Raw genomic sequence first — 24,419 nt, 5'->3', positions numbered from 1 at the left:
ACCTCTCTCAGGGCGTCCCCGCCGGTTGCATACCCGCGGCCAGGTCAGATGGGCGTGGTGAAGGTTCCGATCAGGTTCTGCAGGCTCAGGATCCAGGTCGTCCAGACACCGGAAACCATCAGGATCCCGACCAGGACCAGGGTCGCTGCCCCTGCGAGGTTGAAGGCCCTGATGTTCCGCCGGACGAAGCCGAGGGTGCCGGTGACCCAGCTGAAGCCCCGGGCGACGAGGAGGAACGGGATACCCAGACCGATGCAGTACGCGAAGCCGAGCAGCGCCCCGCGCCAGGCCGACCCGGTGGTAGTGCTCAACGCCAGCACGGCGCTGAGGGTCGGGCCGATGCACGGCGTCCACCCGAGCCCGAAGCCGATGCCCAGCAGCGGCGCCCCGGCCAGGCCGGTGTTCGGTTTCCAGGTCAGCTTGGCCGTGCTCTGCAGGAACGGGATCTTTCCGGACAGGGCGACGCCCATCACGATCACGACCACGCCCAGAACACGCGTGATCATGTCGCTCCAGCTCACCAGCCAGTGTCCGATGGTCCCGAACGCCGCACCGTAAAGGGTGAAGACCGCGGCGAAGCCGAGGATGAACAGCCCGACGCCGGCGGTGGTGCGCCTGCGGGCGGCCTTTTCATCGGTTCCGGCCAGGCCGGAGACGTAACCCAGGTAGCCCGGGAGCAGGGGCAGGACACAGGGTGAGATGAACGAGACCAGACCGGCGATGACCGCCAGGGGCACTGCCAGGAGCAGGGCTCCGGACTGCACAGACTCGGCGAAGAAGCCGCCAAGACTCATTCCGCTGTCTCCGGTTCCTTGCCTGCCCGCAGCATTCCCAGGACCAGGACGGCGGTTCCCACGGTGACGAAGACGTCGGCGAGGTTGAACGTGGGGAACCATCCGCTGTGCAGATAATCGACGACCCCGCGCCCGTCGAGCCGGTCAATGAAGTTTCCGATGGCGCCGCCGGCAATGAGAGTACCACCGGTAAGGGCGGTCCTGGACATCTTTGGTGCGTTCACTGTTAGCCATGTCAGCAGCACGGCGATGATGGCCCCGGTACCGGCCACGACAATTCCGGTGGGCAGGGCGGATCCGAGGCTGAAGGCCACGCCCATGTTGTAGAGGAGCTTGATCGTCAGCAGCGGCACCTCGATCACTTCTCCCCGGGAGAGACCGGCTTCGGCCTGGGTCTTGATGAGCAGGTCGGCCCCGGCCAGCAGGAGCGCGGCGGCCAGCAGCCCGCCCCGGCGCATCCACGGCCGGGACGGGGTGCTGTCGCGCACCGGTGTCGGTTGGCTCACCGTGCCGGTTCCAGGGTGGGGACGGTGTCCTGGGTGGCCGGGATGGTGCCGTACTTGCTCACCTTGCCGGCGCGGACGCCGTTGGCGATGACAACGATTTCGGCCAGTTCGTGGATCAGCACAACTGCTGCCAGTCCCAGGATGCCGAACAGGGCCAGCGGGATCAACACGGCGATCAGGGCCAGGGAGAGTCCTACGTTCTGGAACATGATGCGGCGGGTGCGGCGGGCGTGCTCCAGTACTTGCGGCAGGTGGTGCAGGTCCTCGCCCATCAGTGCGACGTCGGCGGTTTCGATGGCCACGTCGGTGCCCATCGCGCCCATCGCGATGCCGGTATCGGCGGTCGCCAGAGCGGGGGCATCGTTTACACCGTCACCGACCATGGCGGTCGGCTGCCGCCCCTTCAGGGCGCGGATAATCTCCGCCTTGTCTTCGGGGCGCAGGTCGGCGTGGACTTCGGTGATGCCCGCTGCCTTGCCCAGGGCCTCGGCGGTGAGCCGGTTGTCACCGGTGAGCATGGCCGTGGTGTAGCCGGCGCGGCTGAGGCGTTCAATCACGGCCGCGGCTTCGGGGCGAAGTTCGTCGCGGACGGCTACGGCGCCGATGAGGACAGAGTTCTCCTCGACCAGGACCGCTGTCGCGCCGCTGGCCTGCATCCGCTGAACGGTGTCCTTCAGCTCCCCCGGGGCGATCCATCCGGGCCTGCCGAGCCGGGCGCTGTGCCCGTCGATGGTCCCTTCGAGCCCGGCACCGGGAACGGTGTCCAGGCCGGTGACGGTGACCCGGTCGCTGGCGGCGGCGAGGATGGCGCGGGCGAGCGGGTGTTCGCTGCGTTCTTCCAGGCCGGCGGCGACGGCCAGCACCCGCTCCCGGGTGGAGGAGGCGGTGGCGGCGACTTCGATCACGGCGGGTTTGTTGCGGGTCAGGGTCCCGGTCTTGTCCAGGGCGATGGTGCGGATCTTGCCGAGGGTTTCCAGGGCGCCGCCGCCCTTGATCAGGACGCCCATCCGGCTGGCAGCGCCGACGGCGGCGACCACTGTCACGGGCACGGAGATGGCCAGGGCGCACGGTGAGGCTGCCACCAGGACCACCAGGGCACGTTCAATCCACAGGAGCGGTTCACCGACGATGAAACCATAGACGGCAATGAGCGCGGCGGCGATCAGGATACCCGGGACGAGCTTTTTGGCGATCGAGTCGGCCAGCCGCTGGCCGGGGCCCTTGCGGGACTGCTCGGCCTCCACGATGTGCACGATTCGTGCCAGCGAGTTGTTTTCCGCGGTGCTGGTGACCTGAACCTCGAGCGGGCCGGTGCCGTTAATGGAGCCGGCGTAAACGTCGCTGCCCGGTCCTGCTTCGACCGGGACTGATTCGCCGGTCAGGGCCGAGGTGTCCAGGGAGGTGCGCCCGGTCAGGACGCGTCCGTCCGTGGCGAGCCGTTCGCCAGGGCGCACGACCATGGTTTCACCGAGCACCAGCTCGGACGGGGAGACGGTGACTTCGGTTCCGTTGCGCAGGACCCTGGCCTCGGCCGGGACCAGATCCAGCAGGGCACGCAGCCCGCGCCGGGTGCGGGCTACCGAGTATTCCTCCAACCCCTCCGAGATGGCATACAGGAAGGCCAGCATCGCCGCTTCCTCGACCTGCCCCAGGGCAACGGCTCCCGCTGCCGCGATCGTCATCAGCGTGCCGACACCGATCTTGCCCTTGGCAAGCCGGCGCAGGGTTGAGGGAACAAACGTCCACCCCGCGACCAGCAGCGCCGCGGCCTCCAGCGGCAGGGTGACCCACTCGGACGCGTCCAGCAGCGAAGCGATCCATGCCATCAGCAGCAGCCCGCCGGCGACCGCGGCCGCGCGGACCTCAGTCACCTGCCAGAAGCCCTCAGCCTCTTCCTGACCCTCTTCTGTTGTTACAGGCTTGTCATCGCCGCAGCAGGCGTCGCTCACAGTTGCTCCTCTTTGGTGGTTGCGGTGGCGCGGGAGGCGTCGCCGTAGACCGGGCACAGGCTGACCGCATTGCCCGTGGCGGCCAGAAGGATCTCGGCCTGGGCCAGGACATCGATCAGTTCAGGGCGGGTCAGGGAATAGAACACCTTCCGGCCCTCCATCCGGCCCGTCACCAGGCCGCAGTCCCGCAGGCAGGCCACATGCGCCGAGACCGTGGACTGCGCCAGACCCAGTACCTCGGTGAGGTCACCGACCCGGACCTCGCCCTGGGCGATGCGTTTCACGATGGCAAGCCGGGCCGGGTCCGCCAGGGAGTGGAACAACGCGGCCGCCGGTTCCAACCGGGTACCGCTCCTCATATCAATCGTCATGCACCGATGATATCCATACATGTGGATATGTGCCAACCGTTGCTCATGCGGCGTGCGCCCGAAGGATTCCCCTGTCGTGTGTGCGGGGAGGTGTCAGTGCGGTCCTGGGCGTCCGGAGAGGATGAAGCCGCTCCGGGGCAGGGCGGGCATCCGGGTGAGGTTGATGCTCAGGTCCTGAGCGGGTACGGTCATCCGGGTCTCCGCGGCAAGCGCCCGGGTGGCGCGGCGGATCAGGTCAACGGTGATGTCCTCGCCGGGGCAGCGGTGCCCGGCGGCCGGGTCGCCGGCGCCCTGTGGAACAAGGGTGTGGGGATCCGGGTGCCAGGTACGGAACCGGGCAGGGTTGAAGCTTTCCGGGTCCTTCCAGATCCGGCCGTCGTGGTTCGTGCCGTACAGATCGAACAGGACCCATTGCCCGGCTTTGAACGCGTGGCCCTTCCATTCCAGCGTTTCCCGGGCAGTGCCGCCGACGAAGGGGAAGAACGGATAGTACCGGCGGACTTCCTGGGCGAAGCAGTCCAGGTCCGCGTCCTGGCCTGCGCGCAGGATCTCTTTCCATTCCGGGTGCTGGTGCAGGGCGACGGCTGCAAAGACCATGAAGCGGCCGACAGCCACGATGGGCCGGAGCAGGTTGAGAAGTTCCACCGCCGCGATGTCCGCCGGCAGAGCGTTGCCGTGCTCGTCCGTGTGAAAGGCGATCGCAGCGGCAGGGGTATCGCCGGCCGCGGCCGGACCGCTCCGGCGGAGGGTGCTGATGCGCTCGGCGGCCCACTTTTCCGTGGAGCGGCGGCGCCACCGGGCATACCAGTTCACCGGCCCGACCGCTCCGGCCTTTTCGATCATCAGGCCCAATTCGCGGCTGATCCGTTCGACCGTTGCCGGGTTTGCCGGCACTCCCGCCCACCGGCAGGCGGCGGCGGTGAGCAGCGGGCGCAGCTCGTCATGCAGCACAACTTCGCCGCGGACCTGCCACCAATGCACCGCCGACACCCATTCCTCATCGAAGGCCTGGCCGAGGCGTTCGACCGATTCCTTGGTCATCAGGTCAAGAAACAGTTGTTTCCGGTGCCGGTGGGCAGGACCTTGGAGGGACTGTACGCTGCCGGCGTCCTGCAGAAGGTGCTGGGCGGAGCGGGGCATCGCCGCCTCGCGGCCGAACCGGCCACCGCCGTAGAAGAACTCTGCCGCTTCCGCCCCGCGGAGGCAGACAACGGGGCGAAGCATCAGCCGTGTGCGGAACGAATCGGTGTCGAGCCGGTCGCACCGGCTCGAAATGAACGTGTATCCCTCACGCAGAAGAGCAAGGGAACTCTCAGGCAACTGCACCGTCATGATGGACCAGCCTTCTCTCGTGCCGCCCCGGCATGGCCGGCGTTGAGGCGGCCCGGGCGCTTCGGGAATCCCAGCGTACCGGCCCGCTCGGAACGCCAAGCCGGGAGCGTCATAGCTTTTCTTAGGCTTCGAGTGTGGAAGTGATCAGGGCTTTCAGGGTGCTTTTGTCCAGTCCGCCCAGGATTCTGGCCGCGACACGGCCTTGCTTGTCCAGCACGAGGGTGGTTGGGACCGCCTGGGGCGGAACGAAGCGGGTCATGGCGAGCAGCACCTTCCCGTCCTTGTCCTGCACGCTTGGATAGGTCACGCCGAAGGTCCGCTCGAAGGCTTCCGCCGTGGGCTTTTCATCCCGGACGTTGATGCCGTAGAACAAAACTCCCTGCGGGGCAAACTCCTGGTACAGCGCTTCCAGGTGCGGGGCCTCAACGCGGCACGGGGCGCACGCCGCGTACCAGAAATTGAGTACCGTCACAGTGCCGGCCCAGTCCGTGGAACTGACAGGGGTGCCGTCATAGAGGGTCGCGTTCAAGGCCACAGGAGCGCTGCGTGATTCCTCAGCGTATTCCTGCACCGATCCGTCACCGGCAATGTAGTTCTTGTTATCCCCTGCCGCTGCCTGCTGGGCGAGGGGGTCAGGTCCCGCGCAGGCGGCCAGGCCGAGGAAGGCCGCCGCGGCCAATCCTGTCAGGATGCTGCGCCGGGCCAGGCCGCCGCCGGATGGGGTGTTCATGGATGACTTCCTCGTTTGTCGGGTTTCCGGCTGATCGTCACGCCCACTGCTTCCCTGGCGGATCAAGCCAGCCGGCTAAGGCACGCACCTGCAGAAGCCGTTCCCGGCCCGCCCCCGTATTCCGTGAGAACTTCGGGCAGAGGGACTTAACCGGAACCGGTGCAATCGTCTTTAGGCGATATTATCAGGAGGGCGCTCGGAAGGCGTGGCCACCCACCTGGTACTAATTCTACGTAAGGTAGAAACTGCGGTCTGCAGACCGTGCGAGCTCTTGTTCATCCCGATTGGAAGGCAGTGATGTCCTTATCTGACGCGCCGGAGACTGCGGCAGGCCCGGTCCCGCCGCCGCTGGGTCCCGCCGGGATGCTGCGCTGGGCGTGGACGCAGCTGACAAGCATGCGGACCGCAATCTTTCTCCTGCTGCTGCTGGCCGTGGTCGCTGTGCCCGGCTCGTTGTTCCCGCAGCGTCCTGCGAACCCTGCCCTGGTGACCCAATACATCAAGGACCGCCCGGAGTACGGAAAAATCCTTGACTCACTCCAGCTCTTCGATGTCTATTCCTCGGCCTGGTTCTCCGCGATCTACATCCTGTTGTTCATCTCCCTCATCGGCTGCGTGATACCCAGGGCACGGGCCCACTGGAAGGCCCTGCGCTCAGCCCCGCCCCGCACCCCGCGTCGGCTCTCCCGGCTGCCCGAATACGGCACGCTCGTCCTGCCGGCGGAATCCGGTGTCAGCCCGGGCGACGCCATCCGGGACGCAGCGGACGTTTTGAAAAAACGCGGCTACCGGGTCGATATCCGGGACGCCGACGCCGCGATGCCCTCACTGGGGGCTGAACGGGGGCTGCTACGGGAGGTCGGCAACCTCGTCTTCCACACCGCCCTGATCGGCGTGCTGGTTTCCGTGGCCATCGGCGGATTGTTCGGCTACCGGGGCCAAAAAATCATCATCGAAGGCGACACCTTCGTCAACACCCTCGTCGGCTACGACAACTTCACCCCCGGAACCAACTTCCAGTCCGACTGGCTGGACCCGTTCGCCATCACGCTGGACAAGTTCGAGGTCCGCTTCGACCGCGAATCCACCCGGCAGTTCGGTCAGCCCATCGACTTCAAAGCCGCCGTGACGACCCGGGAAAGCCCTGACGCCGCCCCGCAACAGCAGGTCCTGAAAGTCAACGAACCGGTCTACTTCGGCGGAACGGGCATCTTCCTGGTGGGCAACGGCTACGCACCCATCGTCACCGTCAAGGACGGGGACGGGAACACCGCGTTCAGCGGCCCCGTCGTCTCCGTCCCCAACGACGCCGTCTACACCTCCAGCATTGTCCTCAAGGCCCCGGACGCGTCACCTTCCCAGCTGGGTTTCGTCGGGTTCTTCCTGCCCTCGGCCATCAAGAACCAGGAGGGTGTGTCCTACAGCTTCGACCCGGACCCGCTGAACCCACAACTGAACCTGAACTCCTACTACGGTGACCTCGGGCTGGACACCGGGAAACCCCAGAACGTCTACAACCTGGACGTGCAGAACCTCACCCAGCTCAACGGCCGGGATCTTCCCGCCGGCGGCATTGTCCTGGACGCAGGGCAGAGCTACACCCTCCCGGAGGGTAAAGGCTCGATCAGCTTCGACGGGCTCAAACGCTATATCGGGGTGGACATCCGCACGGTCCCCGGGCAGGAGGGGGTTCTCATCTTCTCCCTGGCCGCCGTCGCGGGGCTGATCGTCTCCCTGTATGTGAACCGTCGCCGCGTCTGGCTCCGTGCCGGCGCCCACGTGGACGGCCGCACGATGATCGAATACGGGCTGCTGGCCCGCGGAGAAGACCACAGGCTCGCGCCCGAAGCCGCCGCGATCCGTGCCCGCCTCGCCGCCCGCTGGAACCTGGCAGAGTCCGACCCCGCCGCTGCCGCCGCCGTCCCTGCCCGCTCACCGAAGGAGCACTAATGCCTGAGATCAACGAAATCATGGGCCAGTACAGCGAGCTGTTCATGCTCCTGGCCGCAGGCACCTACACCGTGGCGTTCATCGCATTCGCCTGGGACCTGGCCCGCAGCAGCAGGACCCTGCGTGCGGTGGACCTCAAAGCCGCAACAGCCGCGCCCGCTCAAGCCTCCGCACCCGCCAGGGTTCCGATCAGCGCCGGAACCAGTGCCCGCGCGTCCGGGGACCGGGCGGCTTCCGGCGTCGGCGGGCCGGCTGGCTTTGCTGAACGCCCCAGCTCAGCAGCGCACCGGACAGGAGAAGACGCAGCCGGCGCAGGACGAACTGCCGGGACCGACATGGACTACGCCCCCGCCCGGCGCATGCCCGCGCGCGTCGGTGTAGCCCTGACCATGCTGGGCGCCCTGATCCACGGCGCCGGGGTGGTGACCCGGGCCCTCGGTGCGGGCCGGGTTCCCTGGGGCAACATGTACGAATTCCTCACCACCGGCGCCTTCGTCGTCGCAGCGGTGTTTCTGCTCGCGCTGATCCGCCGTGACCTGCGGTTCCTGGGCACCTTCGTGATCGGCCTGGTCATCATCATGCAGGTCGCCGCCTCGGTGGCGTACTGGACTCCCGTGGGCCACCTCGTTCCCGCCCTGCAAAGCTACTGGCTGATCATCCACGTCTCCATCGCCGTTCTCTCATCGGCCCTGTTCACCCTGACCTTCGCGCTGTCCGCCCTGCAGCTGGTCCAGTCCCGCCGGCAGAAAACTGTCGCCGCGGGAGGCGCGGCCAGGCTTGGGTTCATGCGCGTCGTCCCGTCGGCGCTGAGCCTGGAGAACCTCTCTTACCGCATCAACGCGCTCGGGTTCATTGGCTGGACCTTTACCCTGATGTTTGGTGCGATCTGGGCCGAAAAAGCCTGGGGCCGGTTCTGGGGCTGGGACACCAAGGAAGTCTGGACCTTCGTCATCTGGGTGGTTTACGCCGGCTACCTCCACGCCCGTGCCACACGCGGCTGGACCGGAACCCGCGCCGCGTGGCTGTCCATCGTCGGCTACCTGTGCGTGGTCTTCAACTTCACCATCGTGAACCAGTTCTTCAACGGCCTGCACTCCTACTCCGGCCTGTGATCTCACCCTAGGCGCCGGCAGGGCCGCAGCAGCCGGCTGCGGCCAGTCCAGGGCATGGAGCCGAGGGCGCCTTTCCACTGACCTGCCGCTCCGTGCCGAGAACGATTACCGCCGCAGGATTTCCCTACCCGCCACGACGCTGAGCGAACCGGAGCCATGCAACCGTTATCAACGCCGGATCTCTTCCTGCCTTCCCCGACACTGAGCGCCTTCGCACTGGGCCCGCTGACGATACGCTTCTACGCGCTGTGCATCCTGGCGGGCATCGTCGTCGGCACCTGGCTGACCGTCCGCCGCCTCACAGCAAGGGGAGGCACCTCCGAACAGGCCCTGGACATCGTGATGTGGGCCGTTCCCTTCGGCATCGTCGGCGGCAGGCTTTACCATGTGATCACCGATAACCAGCTGTACTTCGGGCCGGGCAAGGACCCCTGGGGCAGCCTGCGGATCTGGGAAGGCGGACTTGGGATCTGGGGTGCGGTCGCCCTCGGCCTCGTCGGGGCAGCCATTGGTTCCCGCCGCACCGGAGTCCCCTTCGCTGCATTCGTTGACGCCGCCGCCCCTGGACTGCTCCTGGCGCAGGCCCTGGGCAGGTGGGGAAACTGGTTCAACAACGAAATTTACGGCGCCCCCACGGATCTGCCATGGAAGTTGCAAATCCACGCCATGGACTCCACCACAGGGAAGGCAATTACTTCCCCTGAAGGCGCCCCTGAGGTCATCGGCTACTTCCACCCGACCTTCCTCTACGAATCCCTCTGGTGCCTGGCCGCGGCGGCACTGCTGATAATCCTGGACCGCAAATACAGCCTCGGCGCCGGAGCGGTCTTCTCCCTCTACCTCGTCTTTTACACGGCCGGCCGGTTTGCTCTCGAATTGATGCGCTCCGATCCTGCCAACACGATCCTCGGTGCACGCGTCAACACCTGGGTAGCCGGGCTTGTCCTCGTCACCGGGCTGGCACTCTTCCAAACCCTCAGATCCCGGGCACGGTCAAAAGTCGAAACCGGCGGCACGCTACCGCACCCCGCACGCTGAAAGTGCGGCGATAACGGGTGCCGCAGCTGCCGTGGTAAGCGATTGAACACAACTGCCAACCCACAACCACGAAATCCCGGAAAGGACTCCCCGAAAGATCGGCCTTGGGCAATAATATCGGGAAACAGCTCACGTACTGGATCGGGAGGAAAATTATGGCCCATGATCTCGTAGTCCTCGGAGGTGGCAGCGCCGGTTATGCAGCTGCTCTGCGCGGGGTGCAGCTGGGCATGAAGGTGGCCCTCGTTGAGGGCGACAAGCTCGGCGGGACCTGCCTGCACCGCGGTTGCATCCCCACCAAGGCCCTGCTGCACTCGGCGGAAATCGTGGACACCATCCGTGAAAGCGAAGCATTCGGCGTCGAAAGCACCTTGGGCCGTATCGACATGGCCGGTGTGACAAAGTTCAAGGAAGGCGTCGTTGCCCGGCTGTTTAAAGGGCTCCAGGGCCTGGTGGCTTCCCGCAGTATCGACCTGATCCAGGGATGGGGCACGCTGGCCGGCCCCGACACGGTGGAAGTCAACGGCACCTGCTACCAGGGCAAAAACATCGTGCTGGCAACCGGGTCCTGTGCCAAGTCCCTGCCCGGTCTGGAGATCGGCGGCCGGGTCATCACCTCCGAACAGGCACTCGAACTAGATTTCGTACCCAAGAGCGCGATCATCCTCGGCGGCGGCGTCATTGGCGTGGAATTCGCTTCCGTCTGGGCTTCCTTCGGCACGGAAGTGACCATCGTCGAGGCCCTCCCGCGCCTCATCGCCAACGAGGACGAATCCCTGTCCAAGGGACTGCAGCGGGCCTTCACCAAACGCCGCATCAAATTTCTCACCAACACGATGTTCGCCGGCGTTACCCAGAACGATAACAGCGTCACCGTCACCACCCAGGACGGGAAAACTTTGGAGGCCGAGGTGTTGCTCGTGGCGGTGGGCCGTGGCCCCTCCACAGCAAACCTCGGCTACGAAGAAGCCGGCATCCCCATGGAGCGCGGCTTCGTGCCCACCAACGACCGGCTGCACACCGGGGTCGGCAACGTCTATGCCATCGGGGACATCGTGCCCGGCCTTCAGCTGGCCCACCGGGGCTTCCAGCACGGGATTTTCGTCGCCGAAGAGATCGTCGGCCTGAACCCGGCACCCATCATCGAATCGGGCATCCCGCGTGTGACCTACTCGGAACCCCAGGCCGGCTCTGTCGGCCTCACGGAGGCCCAGGCGAAGGAACAGTTCCGCGCCGACGGCGTCGAGACGGTCGAGTACAACCTTGGCGGGAACGCAAAAAGCCAGATGCTGCAGACCGCGGGCTTCATCAAACTTATCCGTCAAAAGAAGGGCCCGATCGTTGGGGTGCACATGCTCGGCGCCCGTGTCAGTGAGCTGATCGGGGAGGGCCAGCTGATGGTCAACTGGGAGGCCTATCCCGAGGACGTCGCGAACCTGGTACACGCCCACCCCACCCAGAACGACGCCATCAGTGAGGCTGCCCTCGCCTTGGCGGGCAAACCCTTGCACGCCCACGGTTGAACGACGTCTGCTCGGTTCGACTCTGCGGACGGGCTTCACCATCGCCGTGTTGCCACCCCGGTCGTCCCAGGTGGCTGTCGTTGACTCACCCACATCGTTTGGACGAAGGGACGGCTAACGGTGTTAATGAACCGGATGGAAACTCTTCTGGTCAATTCTCCGCCCCGGCGGTGGCTGCAGCGCTTCTACGAGATCCGGGTGTTGCTGCGGCTGGGTGGCCGGTTGCTGCCCGGGGCACGGGCGCTGGAGATCGGCTGCGGCTTAGGCTATGGGTCCCAGCTGGTGCTGGAACGATTCGGCGCCGCAAGCGTTGACGCTGTAGACCTGGACCCGGCGATGATCAACCGCGCTGCCCGGCGCCTTGCCCGTTATGGTGACCGGGTGCGACTGGCGCAAGGCAGCGCAACCGACCTGCGTTCCGCGCTCAGTGCCGGGGACGACGACTATGACGCGGTGTTCGACTTCGGGATCGTCCACCACATACCGAACTGGCGCGCAGCCATCGCCGAGGCCAGCAGGGTCCTGGCGCCGGGCGGGCGGTTCTACTTCGAAGAGGTCACCGCTCACGCCTTGGCCCGCCCGACTTATCAGCGGCTGTTCGACCATCCCACCGAGGACCGCTTCACCGCCCAGCAATTCCTCGACGAACTGGCCAACCACGGGCTCGTGGTGATTGGTTCTCTCACCCGGATCTCCGGCGATTACCTGCTCGGTGTGGCCGCAAAGCCGGTTCCTGCCAGGAGCGACGGCTGATATGTACTCCGCCGCCTGCGCCCTGTTCGCTGGTCCAGCGCCGTAACCTTACCTTTCCAGACCGCACTGCCGTCCCCGGGCCAGATCCTCGAGGTCCAGAGCTCGTTCGGTGACATGTGTTCGAAGGCTGGTCGAACAAGGCCTGCCCAGGTCTTTGGCAGGGCCAGGATTGGGGCAAAGGAAGCTGGAGGCGAGTCCCGGCCGGGACGTGGATGAATTTTTGGACAGGTCAGAGGTCGCGAGCATTCTGCCCTAGATCCAGGACGGCATCCACATCCGGAGCCGCCACTCCTGGTACGGGATGATTTCCGCGGTCCAGATTGGGTAGAAAAATGCCGAGAGCAAAACTGCTGCGGCCACAAACAGGGCCACCAGGTAGAGCCCGGAACGCCGACGCCACAGCGGGTCCTGCCTCCGTCCGAGCGCCAGGCCGAGGGAGTATGTCAGGGCGAGTACCAGGAACGGTTCAAAGGAGACGGCGTAGAAGGTGAACATGGTGCGTTCCGGGTACAGGAACCACGGGAGGTAGCCCGCGCCGACCCCGGCCAGGATGGTACCGGCCCGCCAGTCCCGGCGGCCTGCCCACCAGAACAGCAGGATCACCAGCGAAACCGTGGCGCTCCACCAGATCAGGGGATTGCCCACTGAGAGGATGGCCGAGGCGCAGCTGGTAACGTCGCAGCCTGGGCTTCCCTGCTTGGGGGACTCGTAGAAGAACGACGTGGGCCGCCCCATCACCAGCCAGCTCCAGGCGCTGGCTTCGTAGGGGTGGTCGGAGCTGAGTCCCTGATGGAACTTGTAGACTTCCAGATGGTACTGGGCCAGAGACCGCAGCGGGCCCGGAATCCAGCCCCACTGGACTGAGGGGTTGGTGTCGGCCCAGTGCCGGAAGTACGCATCCTTGGATTGGAACCAGCCGGCCCACGTGGAAACGTACACCAGGACGGCAACAGGGACGATGCTTAGGAAAGCGGGAATTCCGTCCTTGATGAGGCCGCCGCTGATCCAGCCCCGGATCCCGGCGACCCGGCGAGCGCTCAGGTCCCAGAAGACGGTCAGCAAACCGAAGGCAGCCATGAAGAACAGCGCGGACCACTTGGTGCCCACCGCAAGGCCCAGGCAGATGCCCGCCGCCACGCGCCACCAGCGGACGCCCAGCCACGGTCCGGAAAACAGCTGAAGCACCGAGGGCCTGCCGTCCGGGGCAGCAGCGGCGGACTGGCGTCCCAGCGTAGCGGCCAGCCGCCGCCGGCCGTCGTCGCGGTCCATCAGGAGCGCACCGAAAGCGGCGAGGATCCAGAACATCAGGAAAATATCCAGCAGGGAGGTCCTGGACATCACCAGGTGGTGTCCGTCCACTGCCAGGAGGAGGCCGGCTACGGCCCCAAGGGTCAGGGACTGGAAGAGTTTTTGCGCGATCAGGGCGATCAGGAGGATGGACAGGGTCCCCGTCAGCGCTGCGCCGAAGCGCCAGCCCAGGGGATTGTCGGGCCCGAACAGCCACATTCCTGCCGCAATCATCCACTTGCCGACCGGCGGGTGGACCACGTACTGGGGGGTGTCCAGCAGGACGGCCGGGTTACCGGCGTTGAAGGAGACATTGGCCTCCTCCGGCCAGCTGCGTTCGTAACCGCTCACCAGCAGCGAATAGCCGTCCTTGACGTAGTAGGTCTCGTCAAACACCAGGCTGCGCGGAATGTCCAGGCGGACAAAGCGGAGGACGCCGCCGATCGCGGCGTTGAGGGCCGGAATCAGCCAGAACCACAGCCGCAGCGACGTCGGATAATCGCGCCATGAACGGATGCCGCCAAGCAGCCGTTCCTGCAGGGCGCTTTCGGTGAATGCTTCCTGCGGCCGGCGGATCCACCGGTGGCTTGCAAGATTGCGTACAGGCGTCCCGGGCGCCGGATGCTCCAGAGGGGCTGGGCGGGCCTCGACAGGAGGTACGGAGGTCTGCGTCATGTGCCCATGCTATGTTTTGCCGGTGCCATAATCTGCGGGTCATAAACCCGGGCGTTATGACCCGGAGCCCGGGCTGGAGGACGGTGGTAATAAACAAGCCCTACGGGGACATTGAGCTAACCCAGGCCTAGTGCCGCTGGGCCGACAGGGCCACGATCAGCTGGTCCGGGTGCCGGGTGGACGCCAGCCAGTACGGGGTCTGGTCGGAGGGATCAGTGATCTCGATCCGGACCACCGGATCCACCCAGCCACGGATGCACAGAAACGCCAGGCCATTGAGCCGGGTGCCGCGTTCCGCCGTCGCTTCGGCGCGGCGGAACGCCATGGTGGTGCCGACGAAGCTCCGTTCGATCGTGGCCCGGCCCACACTCAGCGTTGACCCGGTCACCTGGATTGTCGGGGTCGAGAGGACCAACAGCACGAAAATGATGGCGAACAGCACAATAGCTGCGGTGATCCCGGCCGCGATGCTGATGGGCGCCAGCATCAGGATTCCGGCGCTCGAGAAGCCCGCGGAGACCAGCCAGATCCAGAAGTTCGGCCAGAGCTTCTCGGTGTAAAGAACGCTGGCGTCACCGGGTGCGCTCTTTGGGGCAGGCGCAGCTCTACTGGATTCAGGCATAGGGCCAGCTTTCCACTTTTCCCGGGATATTTCATCTTGGCGACGGCCGTCAGCCCTCACTCCATCCATCCCTGCGGATTCACGGTCTGCCCCAATACAGCTAGCTTGAGTTTCTGTTGGTTCTGACGACTGCGATTGCGCCGATGAAACCTGTGAGGGAGAGTAGGATCCCGACGGCCCGATCTGTGCTGTCGGCGGCCGCGGCGATAGCCATCACTCCTATCAGTCCCAAGATGGCCATCGCGATGAAACAGAAACGTCGCATTGTTTCCCCTGGGTTGAATAACTGGCGTGGATTGTCGGGATAGGCACACTAATCACCGGTACTCGTGCCGCCTGAACTGCAGTATCTCACCCCGGGGTGGTTGGCCGGGCACCGCCGCTGCTCACCGGCAGTGCCCTGGCTTGCGGCCATGACTGCCCTGGGCCCTTCATCGCTTTACCGACACGGCAGTTCGTGTGGATGCCGCTGTTTAGTACGCCGTGATCCTCTTTATCGGCTCAGGGTTGCCGGCGGCCGGCGGCGGTACCTGCACGGTTTGAGCCGGTACGCGCGGCGGCTGAACGGCGCTCACTGATTACTCAGCCTGCTACCCAAGCCGGCCGCCTGCGGCAGGCGCTAAGCTTTCTTATTCCGGCCCGGAATACGGGCTGACGAGAGGACGACCGTGGAAAATAAACGACGTCACCGGCTGCCCGGAACCAGCAGTACCTTGGTCGCTTGGGGCCGGCACTGATGCGCTGGCCGCGACACACGAGGATCCCACTACCTCTCAAGGCGTCCCTGGGCCATACTTGCGAGGTATTCGTTGTATGTGTCGAGCTCTGCATCCTCGACGCGTTGTCGTTGCTTCGAGGTGCGCATCTCCCGGGTGCGCCAGCGGGAAAGGCAGACGATGAGTACCACGAATAGCGGCAGTTCTGCATAGGTCCATACCAGGGTCCCGGCGATCGCCTGATCGAGGATCGGATCATGGTCGCCGGTGGGGTTGGCGTATGCACTGAAAAGCGGTGTCCCGGTTCGGAGCAGGATCAGGCCGAAGACGGCATGGATTTGGAGCTCGACGACGATGTCGACGAACCGCACAGCGAAGGATGGGACACGTGGCAAGGGGTCGGACGACCATAGCGGTATCGCCGAGATGACGCCGAGGACGAGGAAGATGAACAACATGGCGTCATGGCCGGAGGGGATGCGCATGATGATGCTGATGACGTCTGTGAGATAGAGAGCCGGGTACAGCAGGATCGCGGCGACGATGGCGACCACGGGGTGTAGTGCGGCGCGGCAGAATCGTGATCGGAGTCCCGCGTGCGCGGCGCGGAGCACGAGTCGTCCGAGGTCGGTGTGCGGTGTACTGCGCAGGAGAAGACGCCCCGGCGAGCCAGCGATGAGAAGCGGCGGGACGACGGTCAACAGGGTGATCTGTTGGAACACCAGGCCCGAGACGAACTCCTCGGCCAGGCGGTTCACGCCGAACGTCGTGACGGCAAAGATCAGGACGCATCCGGTCAAGAACGATGCCGTACGGGCGATTGCCCAGCGACGGCGATGCCGCCACATCCAGATCGCCCCCCTCAGGTATAGCGCCGCGAGCAGCAGGGCGGCGACGGCGATTGGCGAGCCCGCGAGGGGTTCGAACGCGACCCACTGGTCAATCGGTGGCATGGCAGGTTCCCTTCACCGAAGCGATGATACATCGTTATTCGGCCGCCGCGGTGCCGGGGACGGGGTCAGGTGCGTCTGGAGTAGGAGTGCAGGCCGGGGAAGTACACGTTGACGACGGTGAAGTTGAACACTAGCGGCGAATCCGATGATGCACAGCCAGGCCGAGCGGTTGCCGCGCCCGCCACGTGCGGCCCGGGCGAGGATTTAAGCCGGCCTAGAGGGACGTTTCGCAACCGCTGGCGCAAAACCTTAGCGTTGGATATTTCACTTTTTCACAAGCCACCCCAAGAACAGGCCTTCGGCTGGGAAGCCCCGGGCAAGACCTTAGGGCCCTGCCGCGTCGAGGTTCCGTTTCGCGTTTTATTTCCCCCACGTGTCCCGACGACCGTGGACCTCTGCACTCCCTGATGATCGAGATTCCTGTACGTCCCTGGCCGCGCATCGACGGTGTTTGCTTTAGACCGGACCAGCACCGTGCTGGGAAGCGGCCCCGAACCTAAACACTTAAATGACTGGGCGGTGCCCGCCAATCCCAGATTTCGCCGCACCAGCAGCGGCCGTCCTCGTGCTCCTGGATGACCAGGACCCGTTCCCCTCCGGGCAGGATGATGTCTTCGTAGCTGAGCATGGCTCCAGTGCAGCATCAGTGGCCGGCTGCCGATAGGGGAGTCGTTGAGTATGTGGAAAACCGCAAAAAACGGCATCGGAGCGCTGCCCGTGAGCCTCCTGTGACCACGACCGAAATCCGAGCGGCGGCGAAACAGGGCCGAGCCTTCAGTTCCGGGAACCTACGCGGATGCACCACCAACTCTTTCCTTCACCCTCGACGGCGAGTTTGGCCGGCGCGTGCTGTCGGAACTCGACACTTAGTGAGCATGTGGTGATCGCAGTGGGAGGGGGCTGTTTGTGCTGATTTAGCAGGGATCTTTTCTCCTCGTGTATGAGCGAAAAACATACCCCTCACATAGATCCCCGGGTCTATGTCCTTAACCATCTATGCGTGAAGACATACGAGCTGTGGACGATTTGCCGTCAAACCTACGCACGGAAGCAGCGCCTGCCCGAACCCGGCCGAGCTGCTTCCCGGGTTCGCTTTGGGCGACATGCGAGCGGTGAGTGCGGACCTCGACGTGGCGATGAAGGCCAGCAGGCTAAGCGAACTCTCCACGGCCCCCGGTGAAGTTGGCGTTGGTAGCCGTGTTCTGGGATGTCGGATTTGTCAGGCGAGGGACAGGAAGAGCTTTTCCAGTTCTTTTTTGTCCAATGTGGTGTCTTCGCGGACGATGCATTGCTCCAGGCCGGTGGCGATGATGGCGAAGCCGGCCCTGTCCAGGGCCTTCGACACGGCGGCCAGTTGCGTGACGATGTCCTTGCAGTCCTTGCCTTCCTCGAGCATGCGGGTCACAGCAGCCAGCTGTCCCTGGGCGCGCTTGAGGCGGTTGACCACGGGGGTCAGTTCAGTTGGGTCGAGTTGCATGGAGTCTCCAAAAGGGCGGGGTGGATTGGCTTCAACTATACCCCCTAGGGTGTTTTGCATACCCCTTGGGGTATCTGCGATACTCGGTGGGGTATCCACACCCTTTCCCGCCACCCCACGAGAGGCCAGCAATGACTTCCCCTTCCACCGCACCAGCCGTTACTGCCCTTGCTCCCGAGACCCTTCGCACCTGGATCGACCAGCACCACGATCTCGTGGTGATCGATGTCCGGTCCGCCGCCGAGTTTGAGTCCCTGCATATCGGCGGCTCCTACAACGTGCCCCTGCCGCTGCTGTCCGAACACACCGAGGAGCTTGCCGCCCGACTGGGCTCCCGCGTTGTCCTGGTCTGCCAGTCGGGGGTGCGCGCCGAGCAGGCCCGCCAGCGTCTTGCCAAGGCCGGGATCGACACCGCCTACGTCCTGACCGGCGGCGCGCCAGGCTTCGCTGCCGCCGGCGGCGATGTCGTGAAGGGCAGGGACCGCTGGGCCCTCGAGCGGCAGGTCCGTCTCGCCGCAGGTTCCCTGGTGGTCCTGGGCCTGGCCGGCGGCAAGTTCGTCTCCCCGAAGGTCCGCATGCTCGCCGGGGCCATCGGCACCGGACTGACCTTCTCCGCAGCCACCAATACCTGTGCCATGGGCAAGGCCCTCTCGGCAATGCCGTGGAACAAGGCCGCCAAGGAACCCACGCGCGAAAGCGCCATCCTGACCCTTCCCGTCACCGACGCCCGGGAGGAGGCAAACGCCTCATGACCGCCACCCTGGCCCTGGTCCTTGCCCTGTCGGTGGTCATCGGGCTCTCCCTCGGCGTCCTCGGCGGCGGCGGCTCGATCCTGACCGTCCCGATCCTGGTCTACGCGGCCGGGTTCGAGGCCAAGGAAGCCATCGCAGCCTCCCTCCTCGTTGTCGGCGTTACCTCCGTGGTCAGCGTGTTCAGCCACGCCCGGGAGGGCAGGGTGATGTGGCGGACCGGCCTGATCTTCGGCGCCGCAGGCATGGCCGGCGCGTTCCTCGGCGGTCTGCTGGGCGGGCACATTCCCGGCCAGATCCTGCTGATTGCCTTCGCCATCATGATGGTGGCGACCTCCGTGGCAATGCTCCGCGGACGGAAAAAGAAGAACGACGACGGCGCCGCACCAGTCAAGCACGAGCTGCCCCTAGGCAGGGTGCTGCTGGACGGCGCCGCCGTCGGGCTCATCACCGGCCTGGTCGGCGCAGGCGGCGGCTTCCTCGTGGTCCCGGCCCTGGCACTCCTGGGCGGCCTGCCGATGTCCGTCGCCGTGGGCACCTCCCTGGTGGTCATCGCCATGAAATCGTTCGCAGGGCTCGCCGGCTACCTCACCACCGTCCAGCTCGACTGGGGGATCACCCTCGGCGTGACAGCCGCGGCCATCGCGGGCACCCTGGCCGGTTCCAAGGTCGCCGGCCGGATCCCGGAAGCCGCACTGCGCAAAGCCTTCGGCTGGTTCGTCCTTGCCATGGGAAGCTTTGTCCTCATCCAGCAGGCACCGGCCCACCTGCACTGGTTCATCGCCGCCGGAATCGCAGCGCTCACCGCAGCCACCGCCGCAATCTGCTGGTTCTTGATCCGCTCCTGCCCACTGCGCAATACCCGGCGCACCCTTCCCAGACCCGCCTGATCCACGCTTACCACCCTCTTCTCAAAGGAGATCACTACATGCTTATCGAGCGCATTTACGACGAAGACCTCGCACAGGCCAGCTACCTGATCGGCTGCCAGGCCAACGGCACCGCGGTTGTTGTCGACAGCCGCCGCGACATCGCGGTCTACCAGGAACTGGCTGAGAAGAACGGCATGAAGATCGTGGCAGTTACCGAAACCCACATCCACGCCGACTACCTCTCCGGCACCCGTGAACTGGCCGCAGCCACCGGCGCGAAGATCTACGTCTCCGGCGAGGGCGGACCGGACTGGCAGTACAACTTCGACGGCGAACGCCTCTCCGACGGCGACAAGATCACCATCGGCAACATCAGCATCCAGGCCCTCCACACCCCGGGCCACACCCCGGAGCACCTGTCCTTTCTGGTCACCGACGGGGCGTTCAGCGACCAGCCCGGCTACCTGCTCTCCGGCGACTTCGTCTTCTCGGGCGACCTCGGCCGGCCGGACCTGCTGGACGAGGCCGCCGGCGGCGTCGACACCCGCTTCGAAGGCGCCAGGCAGCTCTTTGCCAGCTTGCGGGACAAGTTCCTGACCCTGCCCGATTACATTCAGGTCCACCCCGCCCACGGTGCCGGCAGTGCCTGCGGCAAGGCGCTCGGCGCGATCCCGTCCTCCACGGTCGGTTATGAGCGGCTCTACTCCTGGTGGGGTCCCTACCTCGCGGCGAACGACGAGCAGGGCTTCATCAACGAACTCCTCGACGGCCAGCCCGACGCCCACGCCTACTTCGGCCGGATGAAGCGGGAAAACCGTGAAGGCCCCGCCGTGATGGGTCAGCGCACCCCGCTGCCCGAACTCGCAACCGGCATCGTAGCTGCAGGCCTGGCCGAGGACACCCTGACCTTCATCGACACCCGCCCCAACAGCGAAGTCCACGAAGGCACCGTCACCGGCTCGCTGAACATTCCGGCCGGCAAGTCCGTTGCCAGCTACGGCGCCTGGGTAGTCAACCCGGAAACGGACAAGAACCCGCTGGTCCTGCTGGCGCAGGACCAGGAAGCCGCACAGGGCATGTGGGACCATCTTGTCCGCGTAGGCATCGACAACGTGGCCGGCTACGTCACCAGCATCGAAGGACTCCCCACCTTCACGCCGAAGCTGATCCAACCCGAAGACCTGCACGGCTTTGACGCCGCCATGGTCGTGGATGTCCGGAACAAGACCGAGCACACAGCCGGGTACATCCCCGGCTCGCACCAGCTCAGCGGCGGCCGCCTGATGTGGCACCTCGATGAGCTTCCCGCCGAAGGCACCATCGTCACCTACTGCCAGTCCGGCGTCCGGAACTCCGTCGCCGCCAGCGCCCTGCGCCGGGCCGGGTACGACGTCGTCGAACTGGACGGCAGCTACGCTGCGTGGGACGCGTTCCAGGCCTCCGCGCCCGCGGACACCACGAGCTGATTGACCTCGCAGGGCGGGGCGGGCCGGTGGACCACGGGACCGCCGCCCTGCGACTACTCCCGGGAACCACTGATTTCCATGAGAGGTGACTTCGGCACCCCCTAAGGATCGGACACCGCAGCGCACGTTTCGCACGCGGCCGATGAATAGAGTGCGACCACGTCCGAGCCGCACCAGGGCACACCGCCCTTCGAAACCAACTGTCACGCCCAGCTCCGTGTCTCTCGGAACCTTTCCGTCTCAAGTCGCAAGGGTTTTGAGACGCTTGGGTGTGTAGCGTTTAGGGCGCGCGTTCACCGGGCAGTTTTGCGGGCAGGGTATACGGGACACCTCAAACTCCACCTCTGCAAAACCGGACGTCAAATTCGGGTTGTCGCGCTAGGGACCGTCTAACGGGAAGCCTTAAGTCGCCTATACGCGGCACCTCTTACGGGCACTTTGACGGCAAGTTGAAACCTAGTGCAAGTCAATCTGCTGGATGTAGTGTTCGAGTATCGTTTGCGGCTCTGACCCGGCCCATCAGAAACCTATCACCGCAGCCGCTGTGTCCTGGCTCTTATATGGTAGGGCTGCCGCCGCTAGGTGGCGGTGCGGTGCGACCGAGGCTCAGTCGCACCGCCACCACGTCTCTGTCCTGGAGGACTCGCTAGAGGCCGAAGGCTCCTCCACTGACCAAGATGAAGACACCGAGGCCGATCAGGACGATCGGGAACAGGATGTGCTCCCAGCGTTCCAGCACCTCCGCGATCGGCCGGCGGGTGGCGATGAACTTGGCCAGCACCACCAGCACCGCGACCAAGGCCAGGAACACGATGCAGTAGGCCACCACGGCTCCCGGGCCGACGCTGAGGAAGACCGGGACGTAGACGCCGATGTTATCCCCGCCGTTGGCGAAGGTCACTCCGGCCACCGTCCAGGCGGCGACGTTCTTGCCTTCGATCTTGGCCTCATCGTCGTCATCGTCGTCGTCCCCGCGCCAGGCCTGCCAGGCGGCCCACAGTCCCAGGCCCAGAGGGATGAGCCCGAAGTACGGGATGACCTCCGGGGGCAGGATTGCCCCCGCGCCCAGCGACACGAGCACGGCCGCGCCGAGGATACCGACGAACCCCAGATACTGGCCAACCAGGATCCGGGCGCTGGTCCCGCGCTGGCCGGCGCCGCGGGCGAAGAACAGGGAGAGCACGATGATGTCATCGATGTTCGTGGCCAGGAACAGGCCGATCGCCTGCAGGGCTGAAGACAGGATCATGCCTCAGCCTCCGCATCACAGCAGCCCGGCACCGAACAGGCCGGATCCAGGCACGGGGCGCTCTCATCCACCGCGAGGGTGACATCGACCAGTGCGGTCAACGCGCGCGTCAGGTGCGGGTCGGCGATCTCATACCGGTTCTGACGGCCCTCCGGCACGACGACCGCGATCCCGCAGTCCCGCAGGCACGCCAGATGGTTCGACACGTTCGACCGTGTGAGCCCCAGGCCTCGGGCCAGCTCAGCGGGATAGGCGGGCCGCTCCAGCAGGGTCAGCAGTATTCGGGACCGGGTGGGGTCGGCCATGGCCCGGCCTAACCGGTTCATTACATCCAAGTGAGAATCTATAGTCAGCACTCGCTGAACTATACAGTAGACACTGACCATTTGAGACACGGCTGCCCTCAAATGAAGGAGCGCGTGAGTCCAGTGCGAGGCCTAGTTGGGCGAAGCGTTTCAGGTTGTCCTCAAGGCCCCAACTGCCACTGATCAACCCATCTAGGAAAGAAAAGAAGTACACCGCGTTAACCCACACACTCAAAGCGCCTGCCGGGCGGGGCATGCCCGCGCCAGACACCGAGGTGAGTACCAGAACAGCGCAGCCTGGCGACGACGGTATCGCCTTCAGCCGCTGTCTGGACGACGTCCTGACATCCGGAAAGTGCCTCCACCAGCATGGAAAACAGTGCGCTTGTTGTGCTCGGCCGTCTCGCTCATGCGTCAACAATAGGACCGCATTTAATGCTGTTACAGTCCCACACCGTCCACATTTCCAGCCCGGGTTCGCGCCGAGTGGACCTTCGAGTGCACTCGAAGGTCTACGCTAGGCAGCGTTCGAATTTCAGAGCTGGCGGCAGCGTCGGGGGTCCCCGCGACGACGCTGCGCTATTACGAATCGGTAGGGCTGCTCACAGCGAAGCGGGGCTCCAACGGGTACCGGGACTACGACGTTGATGCGCTCGGCCAGCTGTCGTTCATTGAGGCTGCGAAGCAGCTCGATCTGTCGCTATTTGAAATTGTGGATCTTCTGACCGTTATCGAGGGTGAAAGTTGCACTGAGGTGCGTGAAGTTCTTCACCCCCGGCTACAGCAGAGGCTGCTTGAGGTCGATAAACGCCTTGCGAGTCTGCGCCTGCTGCGTGACCGGCTCGATACGGCAGTGGCCAGGGTTGGCGCCTGTCCGGACAGCGGACGATCCTGCCGCTCCGAATGCGCACTCCTCGCCACCCAGCGGAAAGCATGCCCCACGCAGACAACCGACCCAAAGACGACAACCATCGAAGGAGCACGGTGATCATGAACCGCATTATCGGCTGGTGGGACGATCAGCAGGTTCTGCTCTACATGGTTGCGATCTTGACTGGGGCGGCGGTCGGTCTGGCTGCGCCGCAGCTCGCGCCGGCCTTGGAACATTCCATTAAACCGGTGCTGATTCTGCTGCTGTTCGCCACGTTCCTCGTTGTCCCACTGATCGAGGTGGGCAAAGCATTCCGCGACATCCCCTTCCTGGGGACGGTGCTCATCGGGAACTTCATCATCATCCCCGCTTTTGTGTTCGGTCTTTCCCGCTTCGTCGCGGACGATCGCGGGCTGATGCTCGGCGTCCTGCTGGTGCTGCTGACTCCATGCGTCGACTACGTCATCGTCTTCAGCGGCATCGCAGGCGGCGCCAGCGCCCGCCTGCTCGCCGCAACTCCGCTGCTGATGCTGGTGCAGGTACTCCTGCTCCCGGTCTATCTGTTGCTGTTCGCCGGCGCCGACGTTCTTGACGTGATTGATGTCGGCCCGTTTATCGAAGCGTTCCTCCTGTTGATTGTGCTGCCCCTGGCCGCCGCCGCCGCCGTGCAGCACATCGCCCGCCGGCATCGTGCAGGTCAAGCGATAGAAAGAACCATGGCTGGTGCCATGGTGCCTCTGATGATGGTCACCCTCGCAGTCGTGATCGGATCCCAGATCGCCGCAGTGGGCTCCCAGGTCCTCAATCTCACCCGCGTCATTCCCCTCTACGTGGCCTTCGTCGTCATCGCCGTCATCATAGGAAAAGTTGCAGGACGCGCCGCCCGCCTCGACGTCCCGGCCACCCGGGCCGCCATCTTCTCCACGACCACCCGCAACTCCCTCGTCGTCCTCCCACTGGCCCTGGCCCTGCCGCCGGCACTGAGCATCGCCCCGTTAGCCGTCGTCACCCAGACACTCGTCGAACTGGTCGCCATGGTCGTCCTGGTACGCATCGTCCCTATCATCGTGCCGGAGCACGAGACACGCCACCTGACCCACGCACAGTCGTAAAACGGGC

The 24,419-nt window shown here is 65.1% G+C and carries 24 protein-coding genes and 1 pseudogene; 10 read left to right on the top strand and 15 right to left on the bottom strand.

Translation table 11 applies throughout. The annotated features are described in order from the left end of the window. Nucleotides 1–44 precede the first annotated feature (44 nt). The 6 genes from IDT60_RS11315 to IDT60_RS11290 all read right to left on the bottom strand — a co-directional run bounded on the left by IDT60_RS11315 (nt 45) and on the right by IDT60_RS11290 (nt 5,682). Nucleotides 45–794 carry a cytochrome c biogenesis CcdA family protein gene (locus IDT60_RS11315; protein ID WP_191079162.1) on the bottom strand — a complete coding sequence of 250 codons (750 nt, stop codon included), beginning with the start codon at nt 792–794 and terminating at the stop codon, nt 45–47. After that, nucleotides 791–1,300 (bottom strand): signal peptidase II, encoded by a 510-nt coding sequence (gene lspA / locus IDT60_RS11310; RefSeq protein WP_191079161.1) that lies wholly within the window; start codon nt 1,298–1,300, stop codon nt 791–793. The genes IDT60_RS11315 and lspA overlap by 4 nt, the downstream gene beginning before the upstream one ends. Beyond that, complete coding sequence (locus tag IDT60_RS11305; protein WP_191079160.1) at nt 1,297–3,249, bottom strand: cation-translocating P-type ATPase; 1,953 nt, start codon at nt 3,247–3,249, stop codon at nt 1,297–1,299. Before IDT60_RS11305 ends, lspA begins: the two co-directional genes overlap by 4 nt. After that, the gene (locus IDT60_RS11300) at nt 3,246–3,620 is read right to left on the bottom strand and encodes a helix-turn-helix transcriptional regulator (RefSeq protein WP_191079159.1); all 375 of its coding nucleotides are present in this window, start codon (nt 3,618–3,620) and stop codon (nt 3,246–3,248) included. The genes IDT60_RS11305 and IDT60_RS11300 overlap by 4 nt, the downstream gene beginning before the upstream one ends. A 93-nt stretch (nt 3,621–3,713) precedes the next feature. After that, nucleotides 3,714–4,952: a cytochrome P450 gene (locus tag IDT60_RS11295; RefSeq protein WP_223883694.1), complete on the bottom strand. Its 1,239-nt coding sequence runs from the start codon at nt 4,950–4,952 to the stop codon at nt 3,714–3,716. Nucleotides 4,953–5,073: 121 nt separating this feature from the next. Then, entirely contained in the window at nt 5,074–5,682 is a 609-nt protein-coding gene (locus IDT60_RS11290; RefSeq protein ID WP_191079158.1) for a TlpA disulfide reductase family protein, read from the bottom strand. Between the two features lie 297 nt (nt 5,683–5,979). Between IDT60_RS11290 and IDT60_RS11285 the strand changes: the two genes are divergently transcribed. The 5 genes from IDT60_RS11285 to IDT60_RS11265 all read left to right on the top strand — a co-directional run bounded on the left by IDT60_RS11285 (nt 5,980) and on the right by IDT60_RS11265 (nt 12,058). Further along, nucleotides 5,980–7,632: a cytochrome c biogenesis protein ResB gene (locus IDT60_RS11285; protein WP_191079157.1), complete on the top strand. Its 1,653-nt coding sequence runs from the start codon at nt 5,980–5,982 to the stop codon at nt 7,630–7,632. Continuing rightward, nucleotides 7,632–8,744 carry a c-type cytochrome biogenesis protein CcsB gene (gene ccsB / locus IDT60_RS11280; protein ID WP_191079156.1) on the top strand — a complete coding sequence of 371 codons (1,113 nt, stop codon included), beginning with the start codon at nt 7,632–7,634 and terminating at the stop codon, nt 8,742–8,744. The genes IDT60_RS11285 and ccsB overlap by 1 nt, the downstream gene beginning before the upstream one ends. Before the next feature lie 156 nt (nt 8,745–8,900). After that, nucleotides 8,901–9,782 (top strand): prolipoprotein diacylglyceryl transferase, encoded by an 882-nt coding sequence (gene lgt / locus IDT60_RS11275; RefSeq protein WP_191079155.1) that lies wholly within the window; start codon nt 8,901–8,903, stop codon nt 9,780–9,782. 155 nt (nt 9,783–9,937) lie between these two features. Further along, a complete protein-coding gene (gene lpdA / locus IDT60_RS11270; RefSeq protein ID WP_191079154.1) occupies nt 9,938–11,305 on the top strand; it encodes a dihydrolipoyl dehydrogenase in 1,368 nt (455 codons plus the stop codon). 135 nt (nt 11,306–11,440) lie between these two features. After that, entirely contained in the window at nt 11,441–12,058 is a 618-nt protein-coding gene (locus IDT60_RS11265) for a class I SAM-dependent methyltransferase (protein ID WP_223883693.1), read from the top strand. Between the two features lie 252 nt (nt 12,059–12,310). Here the strand turns inward: IDT60_RS11265 and IDT60_RS11260 are convergent, their stop codons facing one another. The 6 genes and pseudogenes from IDT60_RS11260 to IDT60_RS11245 form a co-directional block, all read right to left on the bottom strand. Beyond that, the gene (locus IDT60_RS11260; protein WP_191079152.1) at nt 12,311–14,020 is read right to left on the bottom strand and encodes a dolichyl-phosphate-mannose--protein mannosyltransferase; all 1,710 of its coding nucleotides are present in this window, start codon (nt 14,018–14,020) and stop codon (nt 12,311–12,313) included. 127 nt (nt 14,021–14,147) lie between these two features. Beyond that, on the bottom strand, nt 14,148–14,642 hold the full coding sequence (locus IDT60_RS11255) for a DUF3093 domain-containing protein (protein WP_191079151.1): 495 nt from the start codon (nt 14,640–14,642) through the stop codon (nt 14,148–14,150). A 766-nt stretch (nt 14,643–15,408) separates the two neighbouring features. Next, a complete protein-coding gene (locus tag IDT60_RS11250) occupies nt 15,409–16,311 on the bottom strand; it encodes a cytochrome c oxidase assembly protein (protein ID WP_191079150.1) in 903 nt (300 codons plus the stop codon). Between the two features lie 65 nt (nt 16,312–16,376). After that, a pseudogene (locus tag IDT60_RS23225) lies at nt 16,377–16,515 on the bottom strand (c-type cytochrome biogenesis protein CcsB); the annotation flags it as partial. Between the two features lie 292 nt (nt 16,516–16,807). Beyond that, nucleotides 16,808–16,939, bottom strand: a complete 132-nt coding sequence (locus IDT60_RS23405) for a hypothetical protein (RefSeq protein WP_255527057.1) — start codon at nt 16,937–16,939, stop codon at nt 16,808–16,810. Nucleotides 16,940–17,530: 591 nt separating this feature from the next. Continuing rightward, on the bottom strand, nt 17,531–17,788 hold the full coding sequence (locus IDT60_RS11245) for a metal-sensitive transcriptional regulator (RefSeq protein WP_191079149.1): 258 nt from the start codon (nt 17,786–17,788) through the stop codon (nt 17,531–17,533). Between the two features lie 131 nt (nt 17,789–17,919). Between IDT60_RS11245 and IDT60_RS11240 the strand changes: the two genes are divergently transcribed. Genes IDT60_RS11240 through IDT60_RS11230 form a run of 3 tightly spaced genes read left to right on the top strand, consistent with a single transcriptional unit; the run spans nt 17,920 to nt 20,875 of the window. After that, on the top strand, nt 17,920–18,540 hold the full coding sequence (locus IDT60_RS11240; RefSeq protein ID WP_191079148.1) for a rhodanese-like domain-containing protein: 621 nt from the start codon (nt 17,920–17,922) through the stop codon (nt 18,538–18,540). Next, a complete protein-coding gene (locus IDT60_RS11235) occupies nt 18,537–19,427 on the top strand; it encodes a sulfite exporter TauE/SafE family protein (RefSeq protein ID WP_191079147.1) in 891 nt (296 codons plus the stop codon). The genes IDT60_RS11240 and IDT60_RS11235 overlap by 4 nt, the downstream gene beginning before the upstream one ends. 38 nt (nt 19,428–19,465) lie before the next feature. Then, complete coding sequence (locus IDT60_RS11230) at nt 19,466–20,875, top strand: rhodanese-like domain-containing protein (protein WP_191079146.1); 1,410 nt, start codon at nt 19,466–19,468, stop codon at nt 20,873–20,875. A gap of 646 nt (nt 20,876–21,521) precedes the next feature. Here the strand turns inward: IDT60_RS11230 and IDT60_RS11225 are convergent. From IDT60_RS11225 to IDT60_RS23555, 3 genes are all read right to left on the bottom strand, one after another. Further along, entirely contained in the window at nt 21,522–22,124 is a 603-nt protein-coding gene (locus IDT60_RS11225) for a cadmium resistance transporter (protein ID WP_191079145.1), read from the bottom strand. Next, the gene (locus IDT60_RS11220; protein ID WP_305072114.1) at nt 22,121–22,480 is read right to left on the bottom strand and encodes a helix-turn-helix transcriptional regulator; all 360 of its coding nucleotides are present in this window, start codon (nt 22,478–22,480) and stop codon (nt 22,121–22,123) included. Before IDT60_RS11220 ends, IDT60_RS11225 begins: the two co-directional genes overlap by 4 nt. Nucleotides 22,481–22,647: 167 nt before the next feature. Next, nucleotides 22,648–22,809, bottom strand: coding sequence for an ester cyclase (locus IDT60_RS23555; protein ID WP_370590747.1), 162 nt, complete (start codon nt 22,807–22,809; stop codon nt 22,648–22,650). A 152-nt stretch (nt 22,810–22,961) separates the two neighbouring features. On the opposite strand from IDT60_RS23555, the gene IDT60_RS11210 reads away from it, so the two are divergent. Next, entirely contained in the window at nt 22,962–23,417 is a 456-nt protein-coding gene (locus IDT60_RS11210) for a MerR family transcriptional regulator (RefSeq protein ID WP_191081918.1), read from the top strand. 2 nt (nt 23,418–23,419) lie between these two features. Beyond that, nucleotides 23,420–24,412 (top strand): arsenic resistance protein, encoded by a 993-nt coding sequence (locus IDT60_RS11205; RefSeq protein WP_191079142.1) that lies wholly within the window; start codon nt 23,420–23,422, stop codon nt 24,410–24,412. Nucleotides 24,413–24,419: the final 7 nt, after the last annotated feature.

The sequence above is a fragment of the Pseudarthrobacter sp. BIM B-2242 genome (assembly GCF_014764445.1).
GTDB classification, from domain to species: domain Bacteria; phylum Actinomycetota; class Actinomycetes; order Actinomycetales; family Micrococcaceae; genus Arthrobacter; species Arthrobacter luteus_A.
This window is presented reverse-complemented; position numbering and strand designations above follow the sequence as displayed.